The 20,844-nt window shown below is 60.9% G+C and carries 22 protein-coding genes and 1 pseudogene; 8 read left to right on the top strand and 15 right to left on the bottom strand.

Translation table 11 applies throughout. The annotated features are described in order from the left end of the window. Positions 1–81: 81 nt before the first annotated feature. Together IB238_RS03890 and IB238_RS03885 are read right to left on the bottom strand one after the other, a co-directional pair. Positions 82–633: a YceD family protein gene (locus IB238_RS03890; RefSeq protein ID WP_192243744.1), complete on the bottom strand. Its 552-nt coding sequence runs from the start codon at positions 631–633 to the stop codon at positions 82–84. Positions 634–659: 26 nt separating this feature from the next. Beyond that, a complete protein-coding gene (locus IB238_RS03885) occupies positions 660–1,262 on the bottom strand; it encodes a ubiquinol-cytochrome C chaperone family protein (protein WP_192243742.1) in 603 nt (200 codons plus the stop codon). A 105-nt stretch (positions 1,263–1,367) separates the two neighbouring features. On the opposite strand from IB238_RS03885, the gene IB238_RS03880 reads away from it, so the two are divergent. Beyond that, complete coding sequence (locus IB238_RS03880) at positions 1,368–1,835, top strand: outer membrane protein assembly factor BamE (protein WP_192243740.1); 468 nt, start codon at positions 1,368–1,370, stop codon at positions 1,833–1,835. Between the two features lie 74 nt (positions 1,836–1,909). Here the strand turns inward: IB238_RS03880 and IB238_RS03875 are convergent, their stop codons facing one another. The 4 genes from IB238_RS03875 to ribH form a co-directional block, all read right to left on the bottom strand. Continuing rightward, positions 1,910–4,045: a sodium-translocating pyrophosphatase gene (locus IB238_RS03875; RefSeq protein ID WP_192243738.1), complete on the bottom strand. Its 2,136-nt coding sequence runs from the start codon at positions 4,043–4,045 to the stop codon at positions 1,910–1,912. 187 nt (positions 4,046–4,232) lie between these two features. Next, positions 4,233–5,456, bottom strand: a complete 1,224-nt coding sequence (locus IB238_RS03870) for an MFS transporter (RefSeq protein WP_192243736.1) — start codon at positions 5,454–5,456, stop codon at positions 4,233–4,235. A gap of 9 nt (positions 5,457–5,465) precedes the next feature. Continuing rightward, positions 5,466–5,948 (bottom strand): transcription antitermination factor NusB, encoded by a 483-nt coding sequence (gene nusB / locus IB238_RS03865; RefSeq protein ID WP_192243734.1) that lies wholly within the window; start codon positions 5,946–5,948, stop codon positions 5,466–5,468. Beyond that, a complete protein-coding gene (ribH, locus tag IB238_RS03860; RefSeq protein WP_192243732.1) occupies positions 5,945–6,406 on the bottom strand; it encodes a 6,7-dimethyl-8-ribityllumazine synthase in 462 nt (153 codons plus the stop codon). Before ribH ends, nusB begins: the two co-directional genes overlap by 4 nt. A gap of 219 nt (positions 6,407–6,625) precedes the next feature. Here ribH and IB238_RS03855 point away from each other — a divergent pair, with 219 nt between their 5' ends. Next, on the top strand, positions 6,626–7,129 hold the full coding sequence (locus IB238_RS03855; protein ID WP_192243730.1) for a cupin domain-containing protein: 504 nt from the start codon (positions 6,626–6,628) through the stop codon (positions 7,127–7,129). A gap of 60 nt (positions 7,130–7,189) precedes the next feature. Beyond that, positions 7,190–7,702, top strand: a complete 513-nt coding sequence (locus IB238_RS03850) for a GNAT family N-acetyltransferase (RefSeq protein ID WP_192243728.1) — start codon at positions 7,190–7,192, stop codon at positions 7,700–7,702. Positions 7,703–7,772: 70 nt separating this feature from the next. On the opposite strand, the gene IB238_RS03845 is transcribed toward IB238_RS03850, so the two are convergent. The 8 genes from IB238_RS03845 to IB238_RS03810 all read right to left on the bottom strand — a co-directional run bounded on the left by IB238_RS03845 (position 7,773) and on the right by IB238_RS03810 (position 15,226). Further along, positions 7,773–8,597 carry a Hint domain-containing protein gene (locus tag IB238_RS03845; protein WP_192243726.1) on the bottom strand — a complete coding sequence of 275 codons (825 nt, stop codon included), beginning with the start codon at positions 8,595–8,597 and terminating at the stop codon, positions 7,773–7,775. Positions 8,598–8,815: 218 nt separating this feature from the next. After that, complete coding sequence (locus tag IB238_RS03840; protein WP_192243724.1) at positions 8,816–9,436, bottom strand: riboflavin synthase; 621 nt, start codon at positions 9,434–9,436, stop codon at positions 8,816–8,818. Beyond that, positions 9,418–10,545 carry a bifunctional diaminohydroxyphosphoribosylaminopyrimidine deaminase/5-amino-6-(5-phosphoribosylamino)uracil reductase RibD gene (gene ribD / locus IB238_RS03835; protein WP_192243722.1) on the bottom strand — a complete coding sequence of 376 codons (1,128 nt, stop codon included), beginning with the start codon at positions 10,543–10,545 and terminating at the stop codon, positions 9,418–9,420. Before ribD ends, IB238_RS03840 begins: the two co-directional genes overlap by 19 nt. A gap of 2 nt (positions 10,546–10,547) precedes the next feature. Then, positions 10,548–11,027: a transcriptional regulator NrdR gene (gene nrdR / locus IB238_RS03830; RefSeq protein ID WP_192243720.1), complete on the bottom strand. Its 480-nt coding sequence runs from the start codon at positions 11,025–11,027 to the stop codon at positions 10,548–10,550. A 9-nt stretch (positions 11,028–11,036) separates the two neighbouring features. Beyond that, positions 11,037–12,335, bottom strand: a complete 1,299-nt coding sequence (glyA, locus tag IB238_RS03825) for a serine hydroxymethyltransferase (RefSeq protein ID WP_192243718.1) — start codon at positions 12,333–12,335, stop codon at positions 11,037–11,039. Positions 12,336–12,518: 183 nt separating this feature from the next. After that, a complete protein-coding gene (locus IB238_RS03820; RefSeq protein WP_192243716.1) occupies positions 12,519–13,835 on the bottom strand; it encodes a L,D-transpeptidase family protein in 1,317 nt (438 codons plus the stop codon). 317 nt (positions 13,836–14,152) lie between these two features. After that, on the bottom strand, positions 14,153–14,662 hold the full coding sequence (locus IB238_RS03815; RefSeq protein ID WP_192243714.1) for a MarR family winged helix-turn-helix transcriptional regulator: 510 nt from the start codon (positions 14,660–14,662) through the stop codon (positions 14,153–14,155). A gap of 126 nt (positions 14,663–14,788) precedes the next feature. After that, the gene (locus IB238_RS03810; protein WP_192243712.1) at positions 14,789–15,226 is read right to left on the bottom strand and encodes a DUF6163 family protein; all 438 of its coding nucleotides are present in this window, start codon (positions 15,224–15,226) and stop codon (positions 14,789–14,791) included. A gap of 142 nt (positions 15,227–15,368) precedes the next feature. Here IB238_RS03810 and hemB point away from each other — a divergent pair, with 142 nt between their 5' ends. The 5 genes and pseudogenes from hemB to IB238_RS03785 all read left to right on the top strand — a co-directional run. Beyond that, positions 15,369–16,376: a porphobilinogen synthase gene (hemB, locus tag IB238_RS03805; protein ID WP_192243710.1), complete on the top strand. Its 1,008-nt coding sequence runs from the start codon at positions 15,369–15,371 to the stop codon at positions 16,374–16,376. A gap of 110 nt (positions 16,377–16,486) precedes the next feature. After that, positions 16,487–16,948 carry an RDD family protein gene (locus IB238_RS03800; protein ID WP_192243708.1) on the top strand — a complete coding sequence of 154 codons (462 nt, stop codon included), beginning with the start codon at positions 16,487–16,489 and terminating at the stop codon, positions 16,946–16,948. Between the two features lie 127 nt (positions 16,949–17,075). Then, positions 17,076–17,837, top strand: a complete 762-nt coding sequence (locus IB238_RS03795) for an arginyltransferase (protein ID WP_192243706.1) — start codon at positions 17,076–17,078, stop codon at positions 17,835–17,837. A gap of 15 nt (positions 17,838–17,852) precedes the next feature. Continuing rightward, the gene (locus IB238_RS03790; RefSeq protein ID WP_192243704.1) at positions 17,853–18,767 is read left to right on the top strand and encodes a DMT family transporter; all 915 of its coding nucleotides are present in this window, start codon (positions 17,853–17,855) and stop codon (positions 18,765–18,767) included. A gap of 24 nt (positions 18,768–18,791) precedes the next feature. Continuing rightward, positions 18,792–18,887: pseudogene (locus IB238_RS03785) on the top strand (IS6 family transposase); the annotation flags it as partial. Between the two features lie 149 nt (positions 18,888–19,036). On the opposite strand, the gene IB238_RS03780 reads toward IB238_RS03785, so the two are convergent. Further along, positions 19,037–20,536, bottom strand: coding sequence for a calcium-binding protein (locus IB238_RS03780; protein WP_192243702.1), 1,500 nt, complete (start codon positions 20,534–20,536; stop codon positions 19,037–19,039). Positions 20,537–20,844 lie beyond the last annotated feature (308 nt).

The raw sequence follows: 20,844 nt of genomic DNA, 5'->3' as shown, positions 1-20,844 counted from the left end.
GCCCCCCGGGGGCGGAATTTCGGTCAAAATACCGCTTTTCGCCCGGGTGACAACCGAATTATCAAGGCTCAATAGGCCCATTCAGTCCTTTTTCCAGTCTTTCAACACGGCGAAAGGAGACGGCTTTCTATCATCGTCTTCGCTGTGCTCCACATGACCGGAGAACATGACGCCCTCCTTGCGCGGATAGGCATCGATCGCCATCGCCGCGTATTCAGCAGCCACGACAGCAACGTCGATTGTATCGCCGTGAAAGGTCTCCGGGCTGTCGGGACCATCAGGATCGAGCAGCATTTCGCCGCCCTCGACCACCGGCGTCCGGGCCAGCTTGGAGCCCTCGGGTACAAATACGGCATCGATCGGCTCGTCGATCAACGATTCCACCGGATCGAGCGTCACCACGCATGATTGGACGATGTTGGCCTGCACCCTGCCCTTCAGTCTGACGCCATCCTTCTTCCAGCGCTGGACCTGCAGTTCGGCCGAAAAGGATCTTACCTCCGGAACGCCCCACTGGCGCGCCAGGCCGCTGCATTCATTTCCATCCGCGGCGATCTTTACTTCGACGGGATTGGCCGAGATGTGTCCAACCTTGACGAGGTAGGAGAATGGGATGTCTTCGTCGTGCTTCATTGTGCTTCCTCGGCGACTTGCGCCGGTCAGTCGGCGGAACCTGCCGCAGGCAACTGCGCGGTTCCGGTTTCAATCGTCAATTCGTCCAGCGCCGTCAAATGCGCTTCGGCGGCAAAAAGATAGTGTGCCAGCCCTTGCATGTCCGGTGCATCGTCGCCGCCCTCTGGATGAATATTGCGTCTCAATGCCTGTGCAAGGGCATCGCGATTCCCGGCATCGAGCGCGGCGGCGTAGGATTCGAGGCGGCCGTAGAAACGACCAGCAAGTTTCTTCATGCGTTTCGGCACGCCGACATCACTGATGCCGAGTTCGCGGATCGAATGATCCACGTCCTGGAAGAAGGCATCGATGATCTGCTGGGCGATTTCCTGACCGGACGTTGCAGAAGCGCGCGTACGGCGGAAATAGAGAATGAGAACGGCAGACAGCATCTCGAACCGCCCCATCACCGTGTCGGGAACGCCGAGCGCCTCATAGAGATAGGGCTGGCGGGCCCCGGCCGTCAGAAGGGCGTACTGGTTTTCGACGATCCGCTGGTTGGCGTTTTTTTTCCTGAACAGGCCGAAAATCATCATAACGCCTAGTTTTGGCTGATTGAAGGAGTGCGAGCCGTCCGTGTCGTGTTGCATGACAGCCGAAGCTGGTTTACCGAAGCATGCACGAATTGCAATGGCTCGCCGGCCATCTTAGCCTTAAGGGGTTTGTCGTTGAAGAGATGCTATTTCAGGACTGATATGATTTTGCTGCGCAACGTCACGATTGCTATTGCCCTTTCAACCAGCGTCCTTGCCGGCTGCCAAACGGGTGAAGTGCTCAATCAGGGCTACATCGTGGACGACCAGACGCTGGCACTTGCGCCGGTCGGTTCTTCCCGCGAACAGGTGCTGCTCTCGCTTGGAACCCCATCGACGACGGCAACCTTCGACAGCGAAGTGTTCTATTACATCTCGCAGAAGCGCTCGCGCCCGGTCGCGTTCATGAAGCCGAAGATCATCGAGCAGAGCATTCTTGCGGTCTATTTCAACAAGGACGGCAACGTGGATCGACTGGCGAACTATGCGCTGAAGGACGGTGTGCCGTTCGACATGGTCTCGCGCACGACGCCGACCGGCGGGGTGGAAACGACCTTCCTCGGACAGTTGCTGAAGGGCGGCGGCGATCCGAACGCGGCAATCCGCAACGCACTCAGCGCACCGCAATAAGCTCTTCGGTCAAACCGGCACGAAAAAACCGCGAGGCGCATGCCTCGCGGTTTTTTCGTTTTCTCAAAGGTCGCTCAAGCCAGCACGGCCAGCAACAGGAGCGCCACGATGTTGGTGATCTTGATCGCCGGGTTGACGGCCGGACCGGCCGTATCCTTGTAGGGATCACCGACGGTATCACCGGTGACGGAGGCCTTGTGCGCCTCGGAGCCCTTCATGTGACGTTGCCCGTCCTTGTCGACGAAGCCATCCTCGAAGCTCTTCTTCGCATTGTCCCAGGCGCCACCGCCGGAGGTCATGGAAATTGCTACGAAGAGCCCGTTGACGATGACACCGAGGAGCGAAGCGCCGAGCGCTGCAAAGGCCGAGGCCTTCGAACCGGAGATGAGCAGCACGCCGAAATAGACGACGAGCGGCGCAAGCACCGGCAGCAGCGAGGGCACGATCATTTCCCGGATCGCCGCCTTGGTGAGGAGATCCACCGCGCGACCATAATTGGGCTTGTCCTTGCCCTCCATGATACCGGGCTTCTCCTTGAACTGCTTGCGCACCTCCTCGACGATTGCGCCTGCGGCGCGTCCGACGGCCGTCATCGCGATGCCGCCGAAGAGATACGGGATCAGCCCACCGAAGATGAGACCCGCCACGACATAGGGATTGGAGAGATCGAAGGAGATCTCGCCGATACCGGCGAAGTAGGGATACTTGTCGCCATTGGCGGCAAAGTAGGACAGGTCGTTGGAGTACGCGGCAAACAGCACCAGCGCGCCGAGGCCGGCCGAACCGATGGCATAGCCCTTCGTGACCGCCTTGGTCGTGTTGCCGACGGCATCGAGCGCATCGGTCGACTTGCGCACTTCCGGCGGCAGGTGGGACATCTCGGCGATCCCGCCGGCGTTGTCGGTGACCGGACCAAAAGCGTCGAGCGCCACGATCATGCCGGCAAGGCCGAGCATGGCGGTAACAGCGATACCCGTGCCGAAGAGACCCGCCAGCTGATAGGTGGCAATGATGCCGCCGACGATGACGATTGCCGGAAGCGCCGTCGATTCCAGCGAAACGGCAAGCCCCTGGATGACGTTCGTGCCGTGGCCTGTGACGGAGGCCTGCGCAATCGAGTTGACCGGGCGCTTGTTCGTGCCGGTGTAGTACTCGGTGATGACCACGATCAGTGCGGTCACGACGAGGCCCAGCAAGCCGCAGATGAACAGGTTTGTGCCGGTAACATCCATGCCGTCGACCGTTCCGATCGAACCCCAGCCGATCGTCAGCGATGTTGCCGCCCCGAGGCCGAGGATCGAAAGCAGACCCGTAACGATCAGGCCCTTGTACAGCGCCCCCATGATCGAGTTGTTCGTGCCAAGCTTGACGAAGAACGTGCCGATGATCGACGTGATCACACAGGCTGCGCAGATCGCGAGCGGATAGACCATCACGGTCGCAAGGACTGGCGTGCCGCCGAAGAAAATTGCGGCCAGCACCATCGTCGCAACGACCGATACGGCATAGGTCTCGAAAAGGTCGGCAGCCATACCGGCGCAGTCACCGACGTTGTCGCCGACGTTGTCGGCGATCGTGGCCGGGTTGCGCGGATCATCTTCCGGAATTCCAGCCTCGACCTTGCCGACCAGGTCCCCGCCAACGTCCGCACCCTTGGTGAAGATGCCACCGCCGAGACGGGCGAAGATCGAGATCAGCGACGCGCCGAAACCAAGTGCCACGAGCGAATCGATGACCTCACGGGAGGCCGGTTCGTGGCCGAGAACGGAGGTCAGGATCCAGTAGTAGATAGAGACGCCTAGAAGCGCCAGGCCCGCAACCAGCATGCCGGTGATCGCGCCAGACTTGAAGGCGATCTCAAGGCCGGATGCCAGGCTGACCGATGCGGCCTGGGCTGTGCGCACGTTGGCGCGGACGGAGACGTGCATGCCGATGAAGCCGGCCGCACCGGAAAGAACGGCGCCGATCAGAAAACCAAAGGCGGCGGTTGAGGACAGAAGAAGCCAGGCGGCAATGAAAACGACGACGCCGACGACTGCAATGGTCTTGTACTGGCGGGTCAGATAGGCCTGTGCCCCTTCCCGGATATAGCCTGCAATTTCCTGCATGCGGGCGTTCCCCTGATCGGCGGCCAGCACCGATCGCGTCGCCCAGATGGCATAAACCACCGAGAGCAACCCGCATGCGATAACGCCCAATAATATGGTCATTTCGCTATTTCCTCCTGTGAAGCCGCGCTCCGTTCCGCTGCGGCCATAAAAAACGCCAGCGGCCCGCTTGCCTCCTCACAATGCGGGCAGTTGACGACGCGGAGAGAGTGCAAGTGCGAATCGCTTGCGTCAAGACGCAGCGTCACAACGCAAGTGATCGGAAGTGCTTATTTTTCAGTGCGTCGGCTTAGACTGACCGCTCGCGGCCACGATAAGCCAGCATCAGGATGAGAATCAGGCTGATCCCCGCAACCGGCCAGAAGACGAGATTGATCGTCTGCCAGCCATATGCATTGAACACCTTGCCCGAGGAAAACGAGGCAAGCGCGACGGTGCCGAAGAGCACGATGTCGTGGAAACCCTGAACCTTGTCGGCCTCATGCGGGCGATACGTGGAGGCAACGATCGCCGTCGAGCCGATGAAGCCGAAATTCCAGCCGACGCCGAGCAGGATCAGTGCACCCCAAAAGCTCCACAGTTCGATCCCCGCATGGGCAACGCCTGCGCATGCCATCAGGATCACAAGTCCGGCGGCAACCACTTTCTCGGTGCCGTAGCGATGGATCAGCATGCCGGTGAAGAAGCTCGGACCGAACATGGCAAGCACGTGCCACTGGATGCCGAGCGTTGCCAGTTCCTGCGAAAAGCCGCAGCCGATCACCATGGCGAGCGGCGCGCCCGTCATCATGAAGGTCATCAGTGCATAGCTCGATATGCCGCAGATCATCCCGGTCAGAAACCGCTGGCTGAGAACGATTTGCGCAAGCGGACGCGCAGGCTCGGCATGCCCCGCTGCCGATGCAGACGTGTCCGGCAGCCGCAGCAGCAGGAAGATCACGATCGCTGCAAGCGACAGCGGCACCATCGCGACGAAGGCACCGGCGAAAAGAACGGGCTCGAACAGGTCCTTGGTCAGGATCACGAGTTGCGGGCCGAGCACGGCGGAAATCACGCCGCCGGCAAGAATCCAGGAGATCGCGCGCGGCTTGTAGAAGGAGGGCGACGCGTCGGCGGCGGCAAAGCGGATCTTCTGGGCGAAGCCCGAGGACATGCCAATCAGCAGGAAGCCGACCGCCATCATCCAGAAATCGGAACGGAAAAGGGCAATCGCCGCGGTCAATCCGCCGACGGCAGAGATCACGGCGCCGGCGACGAAACCGTAGGCGCGCCCCAACAGACGCGCAAGAATGGCAACCAAAACCGCGCCAAGCGACACGCCGACGTTGAAACCAGTCAGCGGCGCCGTCGCCAATGACTTGTCCTCGCCAAGAAGCTGGTAGCCGGCAATGCCGCCGATCGAGAATACGATCGGTCCGGCGGAGGCGAGGATCGCCTGTGCCATGGTCAGCAGAAAGACATTGCGACGAGCGGAAGAAAGTTCGCGTTCGAGGCCTTCTGCCACCATGGTCATTGCGTCACCCTATGACTTTGCTTCGCTGCGAACCTGACGGGCGATGCGATCCAGAACGGCGTTGACGAGCTTGGGCTCCTCGTCCTCGAAGAAGGCTTTGGCGATCTCGACATATTCCGTGACGATCACCGCGACCGGCACGTCCTTGCGCTCCAGAAGTTCGAAGGTCCCGGCGCGCAGGATCGCGCGAACGGTCGAATCCAGCCGCGACAACGCCCAGTCGTCCTGCAATGCGCCGCCGATCAGCGGATCGAGCTTGCGCTGATCGCGCACGACGCCCGAAACGATCGAACGGAACCAGGATGCATCCGCTTTCAGATAGGTCTCGCCGTCCACTTCCTGGCCCAGGCGATGGGCTTCGTATTCGGCGACGATCTCGAGCACGCCGGTACCGGCGACATCCATCTGATACAGAGCCTGCACGGCCGCAAGGCGCGCAGCGCCCCGCTGGTTCGCCTGTTTCACCGGGTGATCCGATTTACCCTTGGTCACGATGCGCCGCCCAGCTTCTTCTTCAGGTTGATCATCGTCAGCGCGGCGCGCGCGGCAAAGCCGCCCTTGTCGCCCTCGGAGCGGCGGGCGCGCGCCCAGGCCTGCTCGTCGTTTTCCACCGTCAGGATGCCGTTGCCGATCGGCAGCCCCTCGCTGACGGTCAAATCCATGATTGCACGGCAGGATTCGTTGGCCACGATATCGAAGTGATAGGTCTCTCCGCGGATCACCATCCCGAGCGCCACGAAACCATCATACTCTATGCCGCCATAATCCATGCCGTCGAGCGCCATCGATATGGCTCCTGGAATTTCCAGCGCACCGGGAACGGTTACGATATCGTAGGTCGCGCCCGCTTCGTCGAGCGCGGTCTTGGCGCCATCCAGCAGCGCGTCGGACATGTCATCATAGAAGCGCGCCTCGACGATGAGGAGATGAGGGCTTTCAGCATTTGCCATGGGTCACCCGAATGTTGTGAGAGGAGGCACGCGGATCGTCGCGGCAGAGGCCGCGGTCAAACCACGACGGGGCGACGAAGGCAAGGAAATTCGGACAAATGTGCCCGATTCCGGGGAACCAAGCGCTTTACGCCGCCGTCACAGTGCGGGATACCTGACCCGCTCCCTTAATGCGTGTTGCCGATAAATGGCCACAGCCGCCGCTCAGAGGACCCGACCATGACCGAACCACAAAAACCGATCATCAATCCGAAAACACTAGCGCTCGATCACTGGACGCAAGGCGACTTCTTCGAATCACGTGATGTCTCCTTTGGAGGGTTACTGGGCCTGAAAGACCTCGGGATCGGTTATGGCGAGGTGCCGCCAGGAAAATCCGGCTGCCCGTTTCACAACCACCATGTCGAGGAGGAACTCTTCATCATCATCGAGGGAACCGGTACCTACCGCTTCGGTGCTGCCCGCTACGAGGTCGGCCCGGGCGATGTCCTCGGCGCGCCCGCTGGCGGACCGGAAACGGCGCACCACCTGATCAACACGGGGTCCGTGTCGCTCAAGTACCTGTCCATCTCGACTATGGCCGCCACTGAAATCTGCGAGTACCCGGACTCCGGCAAGTTTCTCGCCAAGACCCGGCCGGAAGCCGGCGGCCCTGCGCGGTTCCGCTTCATCGGACGGGCCGAGAGCACCGTGGATTACTGGGAAGGCGAGCCGGGTGCCTGAACCGGCCGGCACCGACACAATTTTGAGGCATTAAGAACGATGACGATAGGCACGACAACGATGACGATACCCATTTTCGAGACCGAACGCCTGATCCTGCGGCCGTATCGCCTGGAGGATTTCGACAGGTGCGTCGAGCTCAGCAAAGACGAGAGCGTGATGCGCTATATCACCGGCAGCCCGGCGACGCGGCAGGAGACCTGGGTTCGCATGATGCGCTGGACCGGCATGTGGTATCATCTCGGTTTCGGCTTTCTGGTCATTGAAGAAAAGGAAACCGGCCGCGTCATCGGCGAAGCAGGCTTTCAGGAGATGCGCCGCGTAATGGAGCCGTCGATCGAAGGGACGTTGGAAGCAGGCTGGATGCTCGATCCCTCCGCGCAAGGCCGCGGCTATGCAACCGAGGCCCTCAAGACGTTGATTTCCTGGGCCGAAGATCGTTTTCCCGGCAAGATCATGTCCTGCATCATCCATCCCGACAATGCGGCCTCCATGCGCGTCGCAACAAGGCTCGGCTTTCGCGAGACGGCGCGCACGTCCTGCAATGGCGACGTCGTTCTGTTCCTGCGATAGGAAACGCCGCGGTGTGGCCGGCGGCGTTTCGCTCTCACGTGCACCCGACATCCAGGAGGCCGATCGGCTATCAGTCGGCCAACTCTTTGGCGCGGGCAGCAAAGCGCGCCTGTGCGTCTGCGATCGGATCGTCCGACGGTGTGAAGGGCCGCAACCCGAGCAGCAGGAGCGCCTTGAGATGGTCCCGCCCGCGAAAACCGACGACCGGCGCAAAAGGTGCCATGGTGTTTCGCGCCACATCGGGCAAGAGGTGCTCGAGTTCGGCGAAATTGGCGAATGCCTCATGATTTCCGGCCACCGGCCGGAAAGTCTCGGCGGGAGCGCCCTCGGCCAGGATCACCTCGTGACTGTCGAGCAGTAGGTTGAAATACTCGACCGTTTCGCAAGCGGATGGAAGGCATGGCGCGATTGTTGCCCCGTTGACGAGATCCTTCGCCCGTATAAGCACGCCGTCGATAAAAAAGGCATGATCGGGTGAAACGTACAGATCCGTATGTGGGGTCTGCTGATCGAGTGCATGCCGCGAAATGCGGATCGGCATGACATTTTTCGGCCAGGCCGGGCCTGCGCGCTTGAACACCTGACGGCCGATCCACCGGACCTTCATGCTCTTGCCGTTCACGGTCTCGACAAGATCGCCGACTGTAAGCTCCTCGACACGAACCTCGCCATTCGTCGTCAGGATCGCGGTTCCGCGTAGGAAGCAGCGGGACCCACGGCCGCCATCGCCGCCATCGCCCCAATTCGTACCCTTAGCGCGCGCTTTGGAGGCTGGGAATATCGTCGTGGCAAAAACGCCCATCGCGGCCACTTTGGCGCCGGCGGCTGCGGCTGCGCCGAGAAAATGGCGACGAGCCCGGTTCACCTGGGAAGATCTTTCATTGTCTGGCGTCATCGTTCTCTCCCTGCCCCTGTTGAACGATTGCTGGTCCATCACGCTGTGCGTACGCGAACATATTCACATCGATGCTGCTTCAAGTTCGCATGTAAAGGAATATAACCATTCGACCGCGTGTATGCCGGCTGCGGGAGACGGTTGTAGTCACGAGGGTGTATAAAGCCTCGACTATTGGAGTGAGACTATCGCTCTGGTTGAGTACGCGGAATGAAGGCCTATTGCGCCCTTGGCGCCGGAAACTCTGCAAGCCGGGCCGCGTAGCGAGCCATCGTGTCGACCTCGAAGTTAACGAAGTCGCCGGCCTTGCGCTCGCCCCAGGTGGTAACCTCGAGCGTATGGCGGATCAGGAGAACGTCGAAGACATCTCCTTCCACGGCATTCACGGTGAGCGAGGTACCGTCAAGCGCAACCGAACCTTTCGGCGCGACGAAACGCTCCAGTCCAGCCGGCGCGCGCAGGGTGAATCGCGTCGCATCGCCTTCCGCCTCTATGGAAAGGACCTCTGCCTTGCCGTCGACATGGCCGGACACGAGATGACCGCCGAGTTCGTCTCCAATCTTGAGAGAGCGTTCAAGATTGATCCGTGTTCCCGCTTTCCACCCGGCAATCGTCGTCAGCCGCAATGCCTCTTCCCAGGCCTCAACCTCGAACCAGCGATCGTTGGAGCCCCGCTCCGGAAGTGCTGTCACCGTCAGGCACGTGCCGGAATGGGCTATCGATGCGCCCATGTCGATGGTCGCCGGATCGTAGGCCGTACGCACCCGCAGCCGTACGCCCTCGTTCATCGGCTCGACGCGCTCGATGGTGCCGATATCGGTTACAATGCCGGTGAACATTCTTCGTCTCTTTCGTATTCTTCAAACAGGTCCGCGCCGAAGCGCATCGTCCGCCGCAGCGCAAAGCCGGTTGGCATGGCGCCGGATACACATGGGGACGCGACCCCGTTTTCGCCAATCGGATTGGGTCCCGTGTAAAGGTGGATTCGATCGACAAGTTCCGCGCCGAGGAAGCTGCGCGCCACCGTCGCGCCGCCCTCCACAAGCAGCGAGGAAATACCACGCGAGGCAAGACCGGCCAGTAGGTTGCCCAGAAGGTTCGGATCGCTCTGGAGAACTTCGACCCCTGTCGAGTCCAATGCCGCGCGACGCCTGAGAATAGCCTTGTCGGTTACGTCGTCAAATCCCGGCGGTTCCGGCGCTACGTCGATCACGGGCACATCGCGTGCCGTCAGCGCCAGCTTCCCATAGAGCGGCAGTCGCAAATCGTGATCCACCACGATGCGGATCGGCGAGCGGCCCTCAAGCCCCGGCAGCCGGCAGGTCAGTTCGGGATTGTCGGCCGTTGCAGTGCCGATCCCGATCAGGATCGCGTCGCTCTGGGAGCGCAGCACATGCACCTGACCGCGCGAAATTGGACCGGTCACGGCGACCTGGCCGGCACCAAGTCGGCCGAGCATTCCATCGGAGGAAACGGCAAGCTTCAGTGTCACATACGGCCGTTTTTTGATCTGACGCATGAGGTAGGCCGCGAGTGCCCTGCGCCCCTCTTCCTCCAGCACACCCGTCTCGACTTGGATACCTGCGGCTTCGAGCATGGCAATGCCCTTGCCTGCGACGCGCTCGTCGGGATCGGTGACGGAAATCACCACGCGGGCGACGCCGGCGGCGACCAGCGCTTCCGCGCAAGGCGGCGTCTTGCCGTGATGGGAACAGGGTTCAAGCGTCACATAGGCGGTTGCGTCGCGGGCGCCCTCACCGGCCTCGGCAAGCGCAATGCGCTCGGCGTGCGGCCGCCCGCCGATATCGGTAACGCCCGTCGACAGGACTGTCCCGTCCTTGACGAGGACGCAGCCAACGGAGGGATTGGTACCGGTCCGCCCCAGATCTCGCAGGCTCAGCCGTAACGCGGCGGCCATGAAGCGTTTGTCTTCCGCCGCGCCGGTCATGTTCAGTTTCCGTCGCCGGGATCGCGGGCGATCTTGGCAGCGACCTCGGACAGCGTCTTCTCGAAGTCATCGACATGCGAGAAGTCACGGTAGACGGAGGCGTAGCGAACGAAGGCGACGTCATCGAGCGCCTTCAGTGCCTCGAGCACCTGCAGACCGATCTCCTCCGACGAAATCTCCGTTTCGCCGGAGCTTTCGAGGCGACGGACGATGCCAGAGACGGCGCGCTCGATCCGGTCGCGGTCGACGGGGCGTTTGCGCAGGGCAATCTCGAACGACTTCATCAGTTTGTCGCGATCGAAGGGGGCCTTGCGGCCCGTCTTCTTCAGCACCATCAGTTCGCGAAGCTGCACCCGCTCGAACGTCGTGAAGCGACCGCCGCAATCGGGGCAGATGCGGCGGCGGCGGATGGCGGTCCCGTCCTCTGCAGGACGGGAATCCTTCACCTGCGTGTCTTCCGAAGCGCAATAGGGGCAGCGCATTCCTGGTCCTTACATGTAGGGGTACATGGGGAAGCGGTTCGTCAGGACGACGACCTTTTCCCGGACGGATGCTTCCACCGAGGCATTACCTTCGTCGGAGTTGGCGACCTTCAGGCCATCGAGAACCTCGACGATCAGCTTGCCGATCTCCTTGAACTCAGCTTCCTTGAAGCCGCGCGTCGTGCCGGCCGGCGTGCCAAGGCGGACGCCGGAGGTGACGAAGGGCTTTTCGGGATCGAAGGGGATGCCGTTCTTGTTGCAGGTGATGTAGCCGCGGCCAAGGGCTGCCTCGGCGCGCTTGCCGGTCGCGTTCTTCTTGCGAAGATCGACGAGCATCAGGTGATTGTCGGTGCCGCCCGACACAATGTCGAGACCACCGGCGATCAGCGTTTCGGCGAGCGCCTTGGCGTTCTTGACGATCTGCGCAGCGTAGTCCTTGAACTCAGGCTGCAGCGCCTCGCCGAAGGCGACGGCCTTGGCGGCGATGATGTGCATCAGCGGACCACCCTGCAGGCCGGGGAACACGGCCGAGTTGATCTTCTTGGCGATGTCCTCGTCGTTGGTCAGCACGACGCCGCCACGCGGGCCACGGAGCGACTTGTGCGTCGTGGTCGTTGCGACATGGCAGTGCGGGAACGGCGACGGATGCTGGCCACCGGCAACGAGGCCGGCAATGTGGGCCATGTCGACCATTAGGTAGGCGCCAACTTCGTCAGCGATCTCGCGGAAGCGCTTCCAGTCCCAGATGCGCGAATAGGCGGTGCCGCCGGCGATGATCAGCTTCGGCTTGTGCTTCAGCGCTTTCTCGGCGACGTCGTCCATGTCGAGCAGGTTGTCGCCTTCACGCACGCCGTAGGAGACGACGTTGAACCACTTGCCGGACATGTTCACCGGCGAGCCGTGCGTCAGGTGGCCGCCCGAATTCAGGTCGAGGCCCATGAAAGTGTCGCCCGGCTGGAGCAGCGCCAGGAACACGGCCTGGTTCATTTGCGAACCGGAGTTAGGCTGGACGTTGGCGAAATTGACGCCGAAGAGCTTCTTGGCACGCTCGATGGCGAGTTCCTCGGCGATGTCGACGAACTGGCAGCCGCCATAGTAGCGCTTGCCCGGATAGCCTTCCGCATACTTGTTCGTCATGATCGAGCCCTGGGCTTCGAGCACGGCGCGCGAAACGATGTTTTCCGAGGCGATCAGTTCGATCTCGTGACGCTGGCGACCGAGTTCCTTCTCGATCGCGCCGAAGATATCTGGATCGGTATCGGCGAGCGAGCGGCTGAAGAATGCATCGGTGGTGGAAGAAAGGCTCATCCTCGAGGCTCCTGTGAGACGGTGGCACGGTGTTTATCGTCCTCGCATGGCAAGGGCAATATCCGCTGTGCCGAATGCGGCATTTCCATCCCGCTTGTGAAATAAAAACGACGTGGGAGGCATGAAACGAAAGGACCGTGCAACCTGGCGATTGCACGGCCCCGTATTGGGAAGGCAGAAATTTTACTGCGGCAGCGCGTCCTGCTCGACAGTTCCCTCCTGTCCGAAGCTCGTCTGCAGCGCCAGCTCGGCGGCGCCGTCGCGCTGGTAGATGTCGTCGCGGAACTGGACCACGCGGTCCTTGGCCGACCAGGCGGTGATATAGACGAAATAAACCGGCACTTCCTGGGCAAGCTTGATTGGCGTGTTGACGCCGGTCTTGATCGTAGCCTCCATCTGCGAGCGCGACCAGCCGGGCGTATCCTTCAGGAGCCAGGTCGACAGGTCGCGCACGTTCTGCACGCGCACGCAGCCGGACGATTCGAACCGCATCAGCTTGTTGAACAGTCCCTGCTGCGGCGTGTCGTGCATGTAAACCTGATGCTCGTTGTGAAAGTTGATCTTCGTCGAGGACATGGCGTTGATCTTGCCCGGATCCTGGCGGAACATCAGGTTCGGCGCCTTGTCGGCGAACCAGTCAATCGTTTCCGGGGCGACCTCATTGCCGCTGCCATCGATCAGACGGATGTTGTTGCGCGTCAGGTAGGTCGGATCCTTGCGCATCAGCGGCACGATGTCCTTCTGGATGATCGAGCGCGGTGCGGTCCAGTAGGGGTTGATGATCACTTCGTAGATCTTGGAATTGAGGATCGGCGACTGACGATCATACTTACCCACGATCGCGGTGTGGCGGAGCGCCACACGGTTGTTCTCCACCGCCTCGATATGGGCGGCGGGAATGTTCACCATCACGAAGCGATAGCCGAGGTCGCCGGACATGGCCTGGATGCGGACGAGGTTCGTCTGGAGCTGGCCGAGACGGACATCCGCCGGCACATTCATTGCTTTCAGCGTGTATTCGCCGAGAACACCATCGGCCGGCAGGCCGTGACGGGCTTGGAACCGCTTCACTGCACCGTCGACATAGGAGTCGTAGGCATTCGAAATGCCTGCCGAGCGTGGCAGGTCGCCCGAGATGATCAGGCGCTGGCGCAGCGTCTGCACGGCGGGATCGCTGATGCCGAGCTCCAGCTTCTGTGAGGCGCTGACCATTGGCCATCCCCCGCCCGAGACGATGTTCTGGTAGTCGAAGATCGCCTGCTGGATATGGCCGGCGGAATCAGGACCAAAGACCGGACTGTTCGAGACGACGGCGGTTGCCGTGCGCGAGGCCTTCGCATCGAACTGATCGTCCCAGTTGCCTCGGCGCGGCGCATTCAGGATATCGTCGATCGCTGTCTGGGCGGCTGCGGAGCCTGCAACGGCGGCGGCGCCAAAGGTTGCGGCGGAGCGCAGGAAGGCGCGGCGCGAAAAAACATCAGTTCCGATCTTGCGAGACATCTATCCTACCATTCTCTGCCGGCCGCAAACCGCGGCCCAGGCCCGTGCGGGTCCTTCGGCCATCAAGACCCATATCCGACAACGCCTATCACGAACAGGGTTAACAAACGGAAACCGGCCATGCGGCTGGCGCATGCCTGGAGGCTTTTCGCTGTCACAGCAATATGGCCGATTCGTGTTCCAAGAGGCACGCACACAGGCACGCTGGTTCACACTTCGATACCAGTCGGAATTTTGAACGAGAAAACCGGACGCGCAGGGACGCATCCGGTTTTGATCGACGCTGGAGGTCGTTGCGACGCGCTCGCCGCGCCGAATTACAGGCGATAGAGGATCGAGTCGTTCCAGAAGCGGTCGAGGCGCTGCAGGAGACGGTTCATCTCGTTGAATTCGTTCTCGCCGATGCCGCCGACCTTCTGGATCGAGCCGATATGGCGCTCGTAGAGCCTGGCGACGGTCTCGGCGATTTCCTGGCCGCTTTCGGTCAGGCTGATGCGGACCGAACGGCGGTCGACACGCGAGCGCTGGTGGTTGATGAAGCCGAGGTCGACCAGCTTCTTGACGTTGTAGGAAACGTTCGAGCCGAGGTAATAACCACGCGAGCGGAGCTCGCCGGCGGTCAGCTCGGAATTGCCGATGTTGAAAAGGAGCAGCGCCTGGACGGCGTTGACGTCGGAACGGCCGGCACGGTCGAACTCGTCCTTGATGACGTCGAGCAGGCGACGGTGCAGACGCTCGACGAGGTGGAGGGATTCCAGATAGAGGTTGCGGATCGCATCTTCCTGATGATCGACTGCGACGGCCTGCGGCTTCAGCTTCGTGTTCATGTTTTCTGCCTCACTGTTTTGGTGGCGGTGTCTGTTTTCCCGCCTTGAGTGAGACCCTATCGAATGCATCTAAAATTCTACTTAAACCGCAGCCTTAACAGTGCCTTACCCTCGCCGCTCCGTGTTTCAGGGTAAATCAGTCCTTACCTGCCGTGCCTGTTTGCGGCGCTGGAAGAAGAACGCGATCTGGAAAAGGACGTACAAAGCGGCCACTCCCATATGAGTGAAGACGAGCAGCCGGTTGATGCCGAAAATGGACGGATAGAATTCGTGCATGGCAATCTCGGTAGCCGCCGCCAGCACCCAGACAACCGCACCCCAGGGAGCAAGCAGCCAAAGCCCCACGGCAGCCACGGGGTACATCACGGCAAGTGCTGTCGCGGCTGCCTTCCAGGCTGGCGGCAGGAGATCGAAGCGCCCCCTGCCTCCGAGAGAGAAGCCGGTCAGCATGGCCCAATACTGCAGGGCAAACCACAGGCATACGACCGCCATCAGTCGCAGAAACAACAGGAAAAGCGTGTCGGTCAGGGTGCGTCGCGGCACTTTCAGTGAATCAGAAACCATGGGCGGACAATAGCAGTCCCCGCCCATGCATAAAGCAGCAATGTCATCGCAAAGCGGCCTTGTGCCGCAATCGCATCTTTTGTCCGGTTTTGATAAGGCTCAATCGCGTGCTATGAGCGCAGGAAAATCGCAGGGTAAAGCCATGACCAATATCGTCGACCAGATCACCGGCCACCGGCGCATGCGCCGCAATCGCAAGGCGGATTGGACTCGCCGAATGGTCCGGGAGAACTGTCTTACGGTCGACGATCTGCTCTGGCCGGTTTTCGTGGTCCCCGGTTCGAACATCGTTGAGCCGATCTCGGCCATGCCGGGCGTCAACCGAATGAGCGTCGACAGGCTGGTCGAGGCGGCGAAGGAAGCAGCGGACCTTGGCATTCCCGCCATCGCAACCTTCCCGAACATCGATATGAGCCTGCGCGACGAAACGGGTTCGCACTGTCTTGCGGCCGACAACCTGATCAATGAAGCGACGCGCGCGCTGAAGAAGCATGTGCCGTCGATCGGCGTCATCACCGATGTGGCGCTCGACCCGTTCACCACTCACGGCCATGACGGGATCCTGCGCGGCGGCGAGATCGTCAACGATGAGACCGTGGAACAGGTCGCAAGAGCCGCCGTGATACAGGCAGATGCCGGCTCGGATATCATTGCGCCATCCGAGATGATGGATGGACGGATCGGCGCAATCCGCCAGGCACTCGACGACGCAGGCCATCAGAACGTCGGCATCATGTCCTATGCAACGAAGTTCGCCTCCGCCTTCTACGGCCCCTATCGCGAGGCGATCGGCACCGGTGGACTGCTGAAGGGTGACAAGAAGACCTACTATATCGACCCCGCCAACGGCACCGAGGCGATCCGCGACGCAGCCCTCGATGTCGAGGAAGGCGCGGACATGCTGATGGTCAAGCCCGGCCTTCCCTACCTCGACATCTGTTGGCGGATGAAGGAAGCCTTCGGTCTTCCGGTCTTCGCCTACCAGGTCTCCGGTGAATATTCCCAGATCAAGGCAGCAGCGATGAACGGCTGGATCGACGGGGAGCGTGTGATGATGGAAACCCTGCTCGCCTTCAAGCGTGCGGGCTGCGACGGTATTCTCACCTATTTCGCAGTTGAGGTTGCCCGGTCGCTTTCGAAAAAGGGCTAACGGATCGCAGACAACTCCTGTGCGCCGCCGCCGCGGAATGCCGTGCCGTGCATTGCATTTGCGTGGGCGTTTCCCATATCAGTGCGATGATGGAACACAGGAGCATCTCCATGAGCAACTATGACGAGGTTCGTTTGCCGAGCACGGACTGGCGTGCCTATCGCGGCGTGCTGTCGCGACGGGTTTTCGCGTTCCTGATCGACTACGCGATCGTCGCGCTGCTCTGGATACCGGCAGCCGTCGTCGTGTTCTTCCTCGGCATCATCACACTCGGACTCGGCTGGATGCTCTATCCGGCGCTCTTCGTCATTGTTGCCATGCTTTACTTCGGGCTCACGATCGGCGGACCGAACCAGGCGAGTGTCGGAATGAATGTGATGGATCTCGCCGTCATGCGGGTCGACGGGCGGCCGATGGATTTCCTCACTGCCGTCGTCTATCTCGTCCTGTTCTGGATCGGCAATGCGATCCTGACGCCGTTCATCCTGCTGATCGGCCTCTTCACCGATCGCAGCCGCTTGCTGCATGACCTGCTGCTCGGCACCGTTGTCGTCCGGCGCTCAAGTCTTTAGGCGGCCGGGATGGGCGTTGCGACTCCTGTCCTTGCTTTCGGCAGTCACACAGGGGCAGTTGACCTTTTCCTTAGTTGCGCCATGCTAATATAATTCGTGAGGCACGATTGGAGTCGCGCGCCGAAATATGAACACCCAGACAACCCCAGCTCCCCAATTCTATCTGACGGCTCCGGCGGCATGTCCCTACCTGCCGCACGAAATGGAGCGCAAGGTATTCACCCATCTCGTCGGAGAGCGAGCTCCCGAACTCAATGATCTGTTGACGCAAGGGGGGTTCCGCCGATCGCAGAACATCGCCTACCGTCCGGCCTGCGAAACCTGCCGCGCCTGCGTTTCGGTGCGCATCCTCGTCAACGAGTTCAAGCCATCCCGCTCGATGCGGCGCGTTCTGGCCGCCAATGCCGATCTGGTCGCCTACGAATATCCGGCCGAGCCCTCCAGCGAGCAGTATTCGCTCTTTCGACACTATCTCGACAGTCGCCACCAAAAGGGCGGGATGTCGGACATGTCGGTGCTGGACTATGCGATGATGGTGGAGGATACCCATGTGCACACGAAGATCATCGAATATCGTGTGCGCGAGGAAGGCTCGGGCATCGAGGAGCGGCCGCGCGGCGAACTCGTCGCCGTCGCCCTGACCGACAAGATGGGCGACGGGCTGTCGATGGTCTATTCCTTTTACGACCCCGACCGTGCTCCGCGTTCGCTCGGAACCTACATGATCCTCGACCACGTCCGGCGTGCGAAAGCGCTCGGGCTGCCGCATGTCTACCTCGGTTACTGGGTCAAGGGTTCGCGAAAAATGGACTACAAGGTAAAGTTTTTGCCGCAGGAGCATCTGCTTTCCCACGGCTGGGAACGCTATGATGGCGAAAGTTCAGCCTGAGAATCGGATTTTCGCGTGTCACAAGCCCAAGACCCTGCCTTGCATCGCAAGGGCCTCATAATCACAGCCATAGGCGGCCTCGCCCTCTCCTTCGACATTCCCCTGATCCGCTCAGCGCAAGGCGAGGTGTGGTCGGTGCTCGCCGCGCGCAGCCTGTCGACGTTCCTGATTGCGGTTGCGGCCTGGTCGATCATTCGGCTCCTGATGAAAAGGCCGATGGTTCTCATCCCCGGCTGGGCGGGGCTCGCGGCCGGCGTCTTCTACGGCATCACCTCGGTGACCTTCGTGTTGGCGGTCTTTAACACCACGACCGCCAACGTCGCCTTCCTCCTCGCCTTCACCTCGATGTTCGCTGCCCTGCTTTCCTGGATCTTCCTCGGGGAGCGTCCATCGAAGGCGACGCTGCTGACGATGGCCGCGATGGTCTGCGGCGTGGCGCTGATTGTCCAAGATGGGCTGGAGAGCGGCAATCTGTTCGGCGACGCCATGGCGACCTGCACGGCCTTCGTGCTGGCCTCGGCCATCACCATTAGCCGCAAGAGCGGTGCGGACATGGGCTTCGTTCCGCTTGCGGCGGCGATTCTTCCCGGCCTTTTCGCCGTGTTCATGCTGCCCGCTGGCACCCTCCAGATCGAACAGCCGGGCTTCATCCTCTTCAACGGATTGGTGATGATTCCCCTCGCCTACTGGTGCCTCGCGACCGGTCCGCGCTTTCTCTCGGCCCCCGAGGTCGGCATGTTCTACCTGCTGGAAACGGTATCGGCGCCGATCTGGGTCTGGATCATCTTCACCGAGCGACCCACGAACCAGACGCTGGTCGGCGGGGCGATCCTGATTGCCGCCCTGCTTGCCCATTCGCTCTGGCAGATGCGCAGCAAGGCAAAGGCAGCAGCGATGCGCGCAGCGGCAGCCGGAGTGGCTGCCGGATAGTCACAGCCGCGACCCTCTATCAGAATCGAGATGATTCACATGATGCGAAAGCGCCAGGCGAGTTACGCCCACGATCCCGCGCCGTCGGTCGCTGAACAGTTCGACATCCTATCCGGATGACCATCAGCCGAATTTCGTGTCCCCAATGCAAGTTTGCGACGGAGCCATGGTTTCAGCGCCGGTTAACCTGACATCACCCTCCCGTTTGCAATAGTCAACTATGATTTGCCCCGGAAATCCCGTGAGTCAGCGTCAGTGGCGGTTTGGTATCAGATGCCGAACACCAAGTCTTCGGCCGTGAGCGCCGCAAGCGAAACGCCTTCGATCAGGAAGCCAAAAGTACTGGAACCGTTGAAGGCGACATACACGCCGGAGGCGGTATCGGTCGAAGCCGCAAGGAAGCTGGCGTAATCGTGTATGCCGGTGCTGGCCTGGGCGACGTCAGAGAACGCAATCACATCGCCGCTGGCGGTGCCGAAATCGCGGATACGATCGATCCCCCCTTGATCACGGCTTTCGGTGGACCAGAGAAACATGTCCGCGCCGCTGCCGCCGATCAATATGTCGACCCCGTTGCCGCCGACGAGCGTGTCGTTGCCGGCCTCACCGTAAAGCGCGTCGTTGCCGGCCCCGCCTTCGATGTGGTCATCGCCGGCGCCGGCCTGCACGGTCACATAAGCGAGATTGGTCGCGATCACCGTGTCGTTGCCGGCGCCGAGCACGATAACAGCCTCCTCAATGCCGCGAAGGACCGTGCCGGTCGATGCGCTGCCGGCAGCGAAATCGATGGTGATGCCGGTCAAGCGCGTCTGTTCGTAGATTCGCAGCGAATCCCAGCCCTGACCGCCATCGATCTCTGCTGATGCGAACGTCGTATTGATGAGGTCGTTGCCGTCACCGCCGAATAGGTGGTTGGCGCCGAGACCGTCAACAATCGTGTCGTTTCCCGCTCCTCCGTCGACGTAATCGTCTCCCGCTTGCGTCAAGATGTAGTCGGCGAAGGCGGTTCCTCGAACATGGTCGTTTCCGCTTCCCGTCGACAAGCCGATCAGTTCAATGTCGTGGTACTCGAAGAACAGGTGCCGTTGTTCGCTCGTCTGGTATCCGATGATGCCATGGCCGTTCTCGCCGTTGAACACCACTGGCTCCGAGCCAGAGCGAAGATCGATGGACAGCGTATCGGATCCAGCGCCACCGAAGACCGCACCGCCCGCACAGACGAGGCTGATCCGGTCGTCCCCGGAACCGGCATTGATGCGATCGTAGCCGCCAATGTTCTCGATGAAATCGTTTCCGGCTCCCGCATCAACGACGTCGTTGCCGGCCCCGGTGAAGATCCTGTCACCCCGCGCCGTTCCCGTGATGCGGTCGTCTCCACTTCCCGTCCTGAGTTCGAGTGCCTCGATATCACGAAAGAACAGGTGCCGCTCATCCGTACTGCCATATCCGATGACAGCGTGACCGCTTCCCCCGTTGAACACCACCCGATCAGAGAGCGTAGAGAGATCGACGATCAGCGTGTCGTAGCCGAAGCCACCAGTAATGGCGCCACCTGTACCGATGAGGATGATCCTGTCGTCACCGGCACCGCCGTCGAGACGGTCGTAGCCGCTCGAGCTCGTCAGGACGTCGTGCCCTGCACCCGCGTTCACGAAATCGTCACCACCACCCGCGTCGATGTTGTCGTTACCGGAAAGCCCCCAGATATGGTCGACTTCCTCGCTGCCGCGCAATGTCTCATTGTCGGGCGTGCCGATGATCTTGGTCATAACGCCTCCTCCGCCGTCCAAAAGGGGACTTTTGATAGTTATTTCTGATTAAATACTATCGCTAACGTATGCATTTCCAAAATCACAAGCAACATAAATTATTGTATTCTATTTACGCTCAATTTAATTCTAAAATTTTACTATTTTAGACTCCACCTGCGACAGATCTCGTTATTTTATTGGTCAAATCATGTTTGATCACCGCAAACGGGAGAGTTTGCGTGCTGGACCTGTCACCTGCTGACTCTGTCCCCAAGGGGATGACGTCAGGTTAACTCGAAGCTGTTGGCTGGTAGTCGGCTGAGATG

This window comes from Rhizobium sp. ARZ01 (genome assembly GCF_014851675.1).
Lineage (GTDB): Bacteria > Pseudomonadota > Alphaproteobacteria > Rhizobiales > Rhizobiaceae > Mycoplana.
Note: the sequence above shows the minus strand (reverse complement) of the source record. Positions and strands in the feature narration are given on the sequence as shown.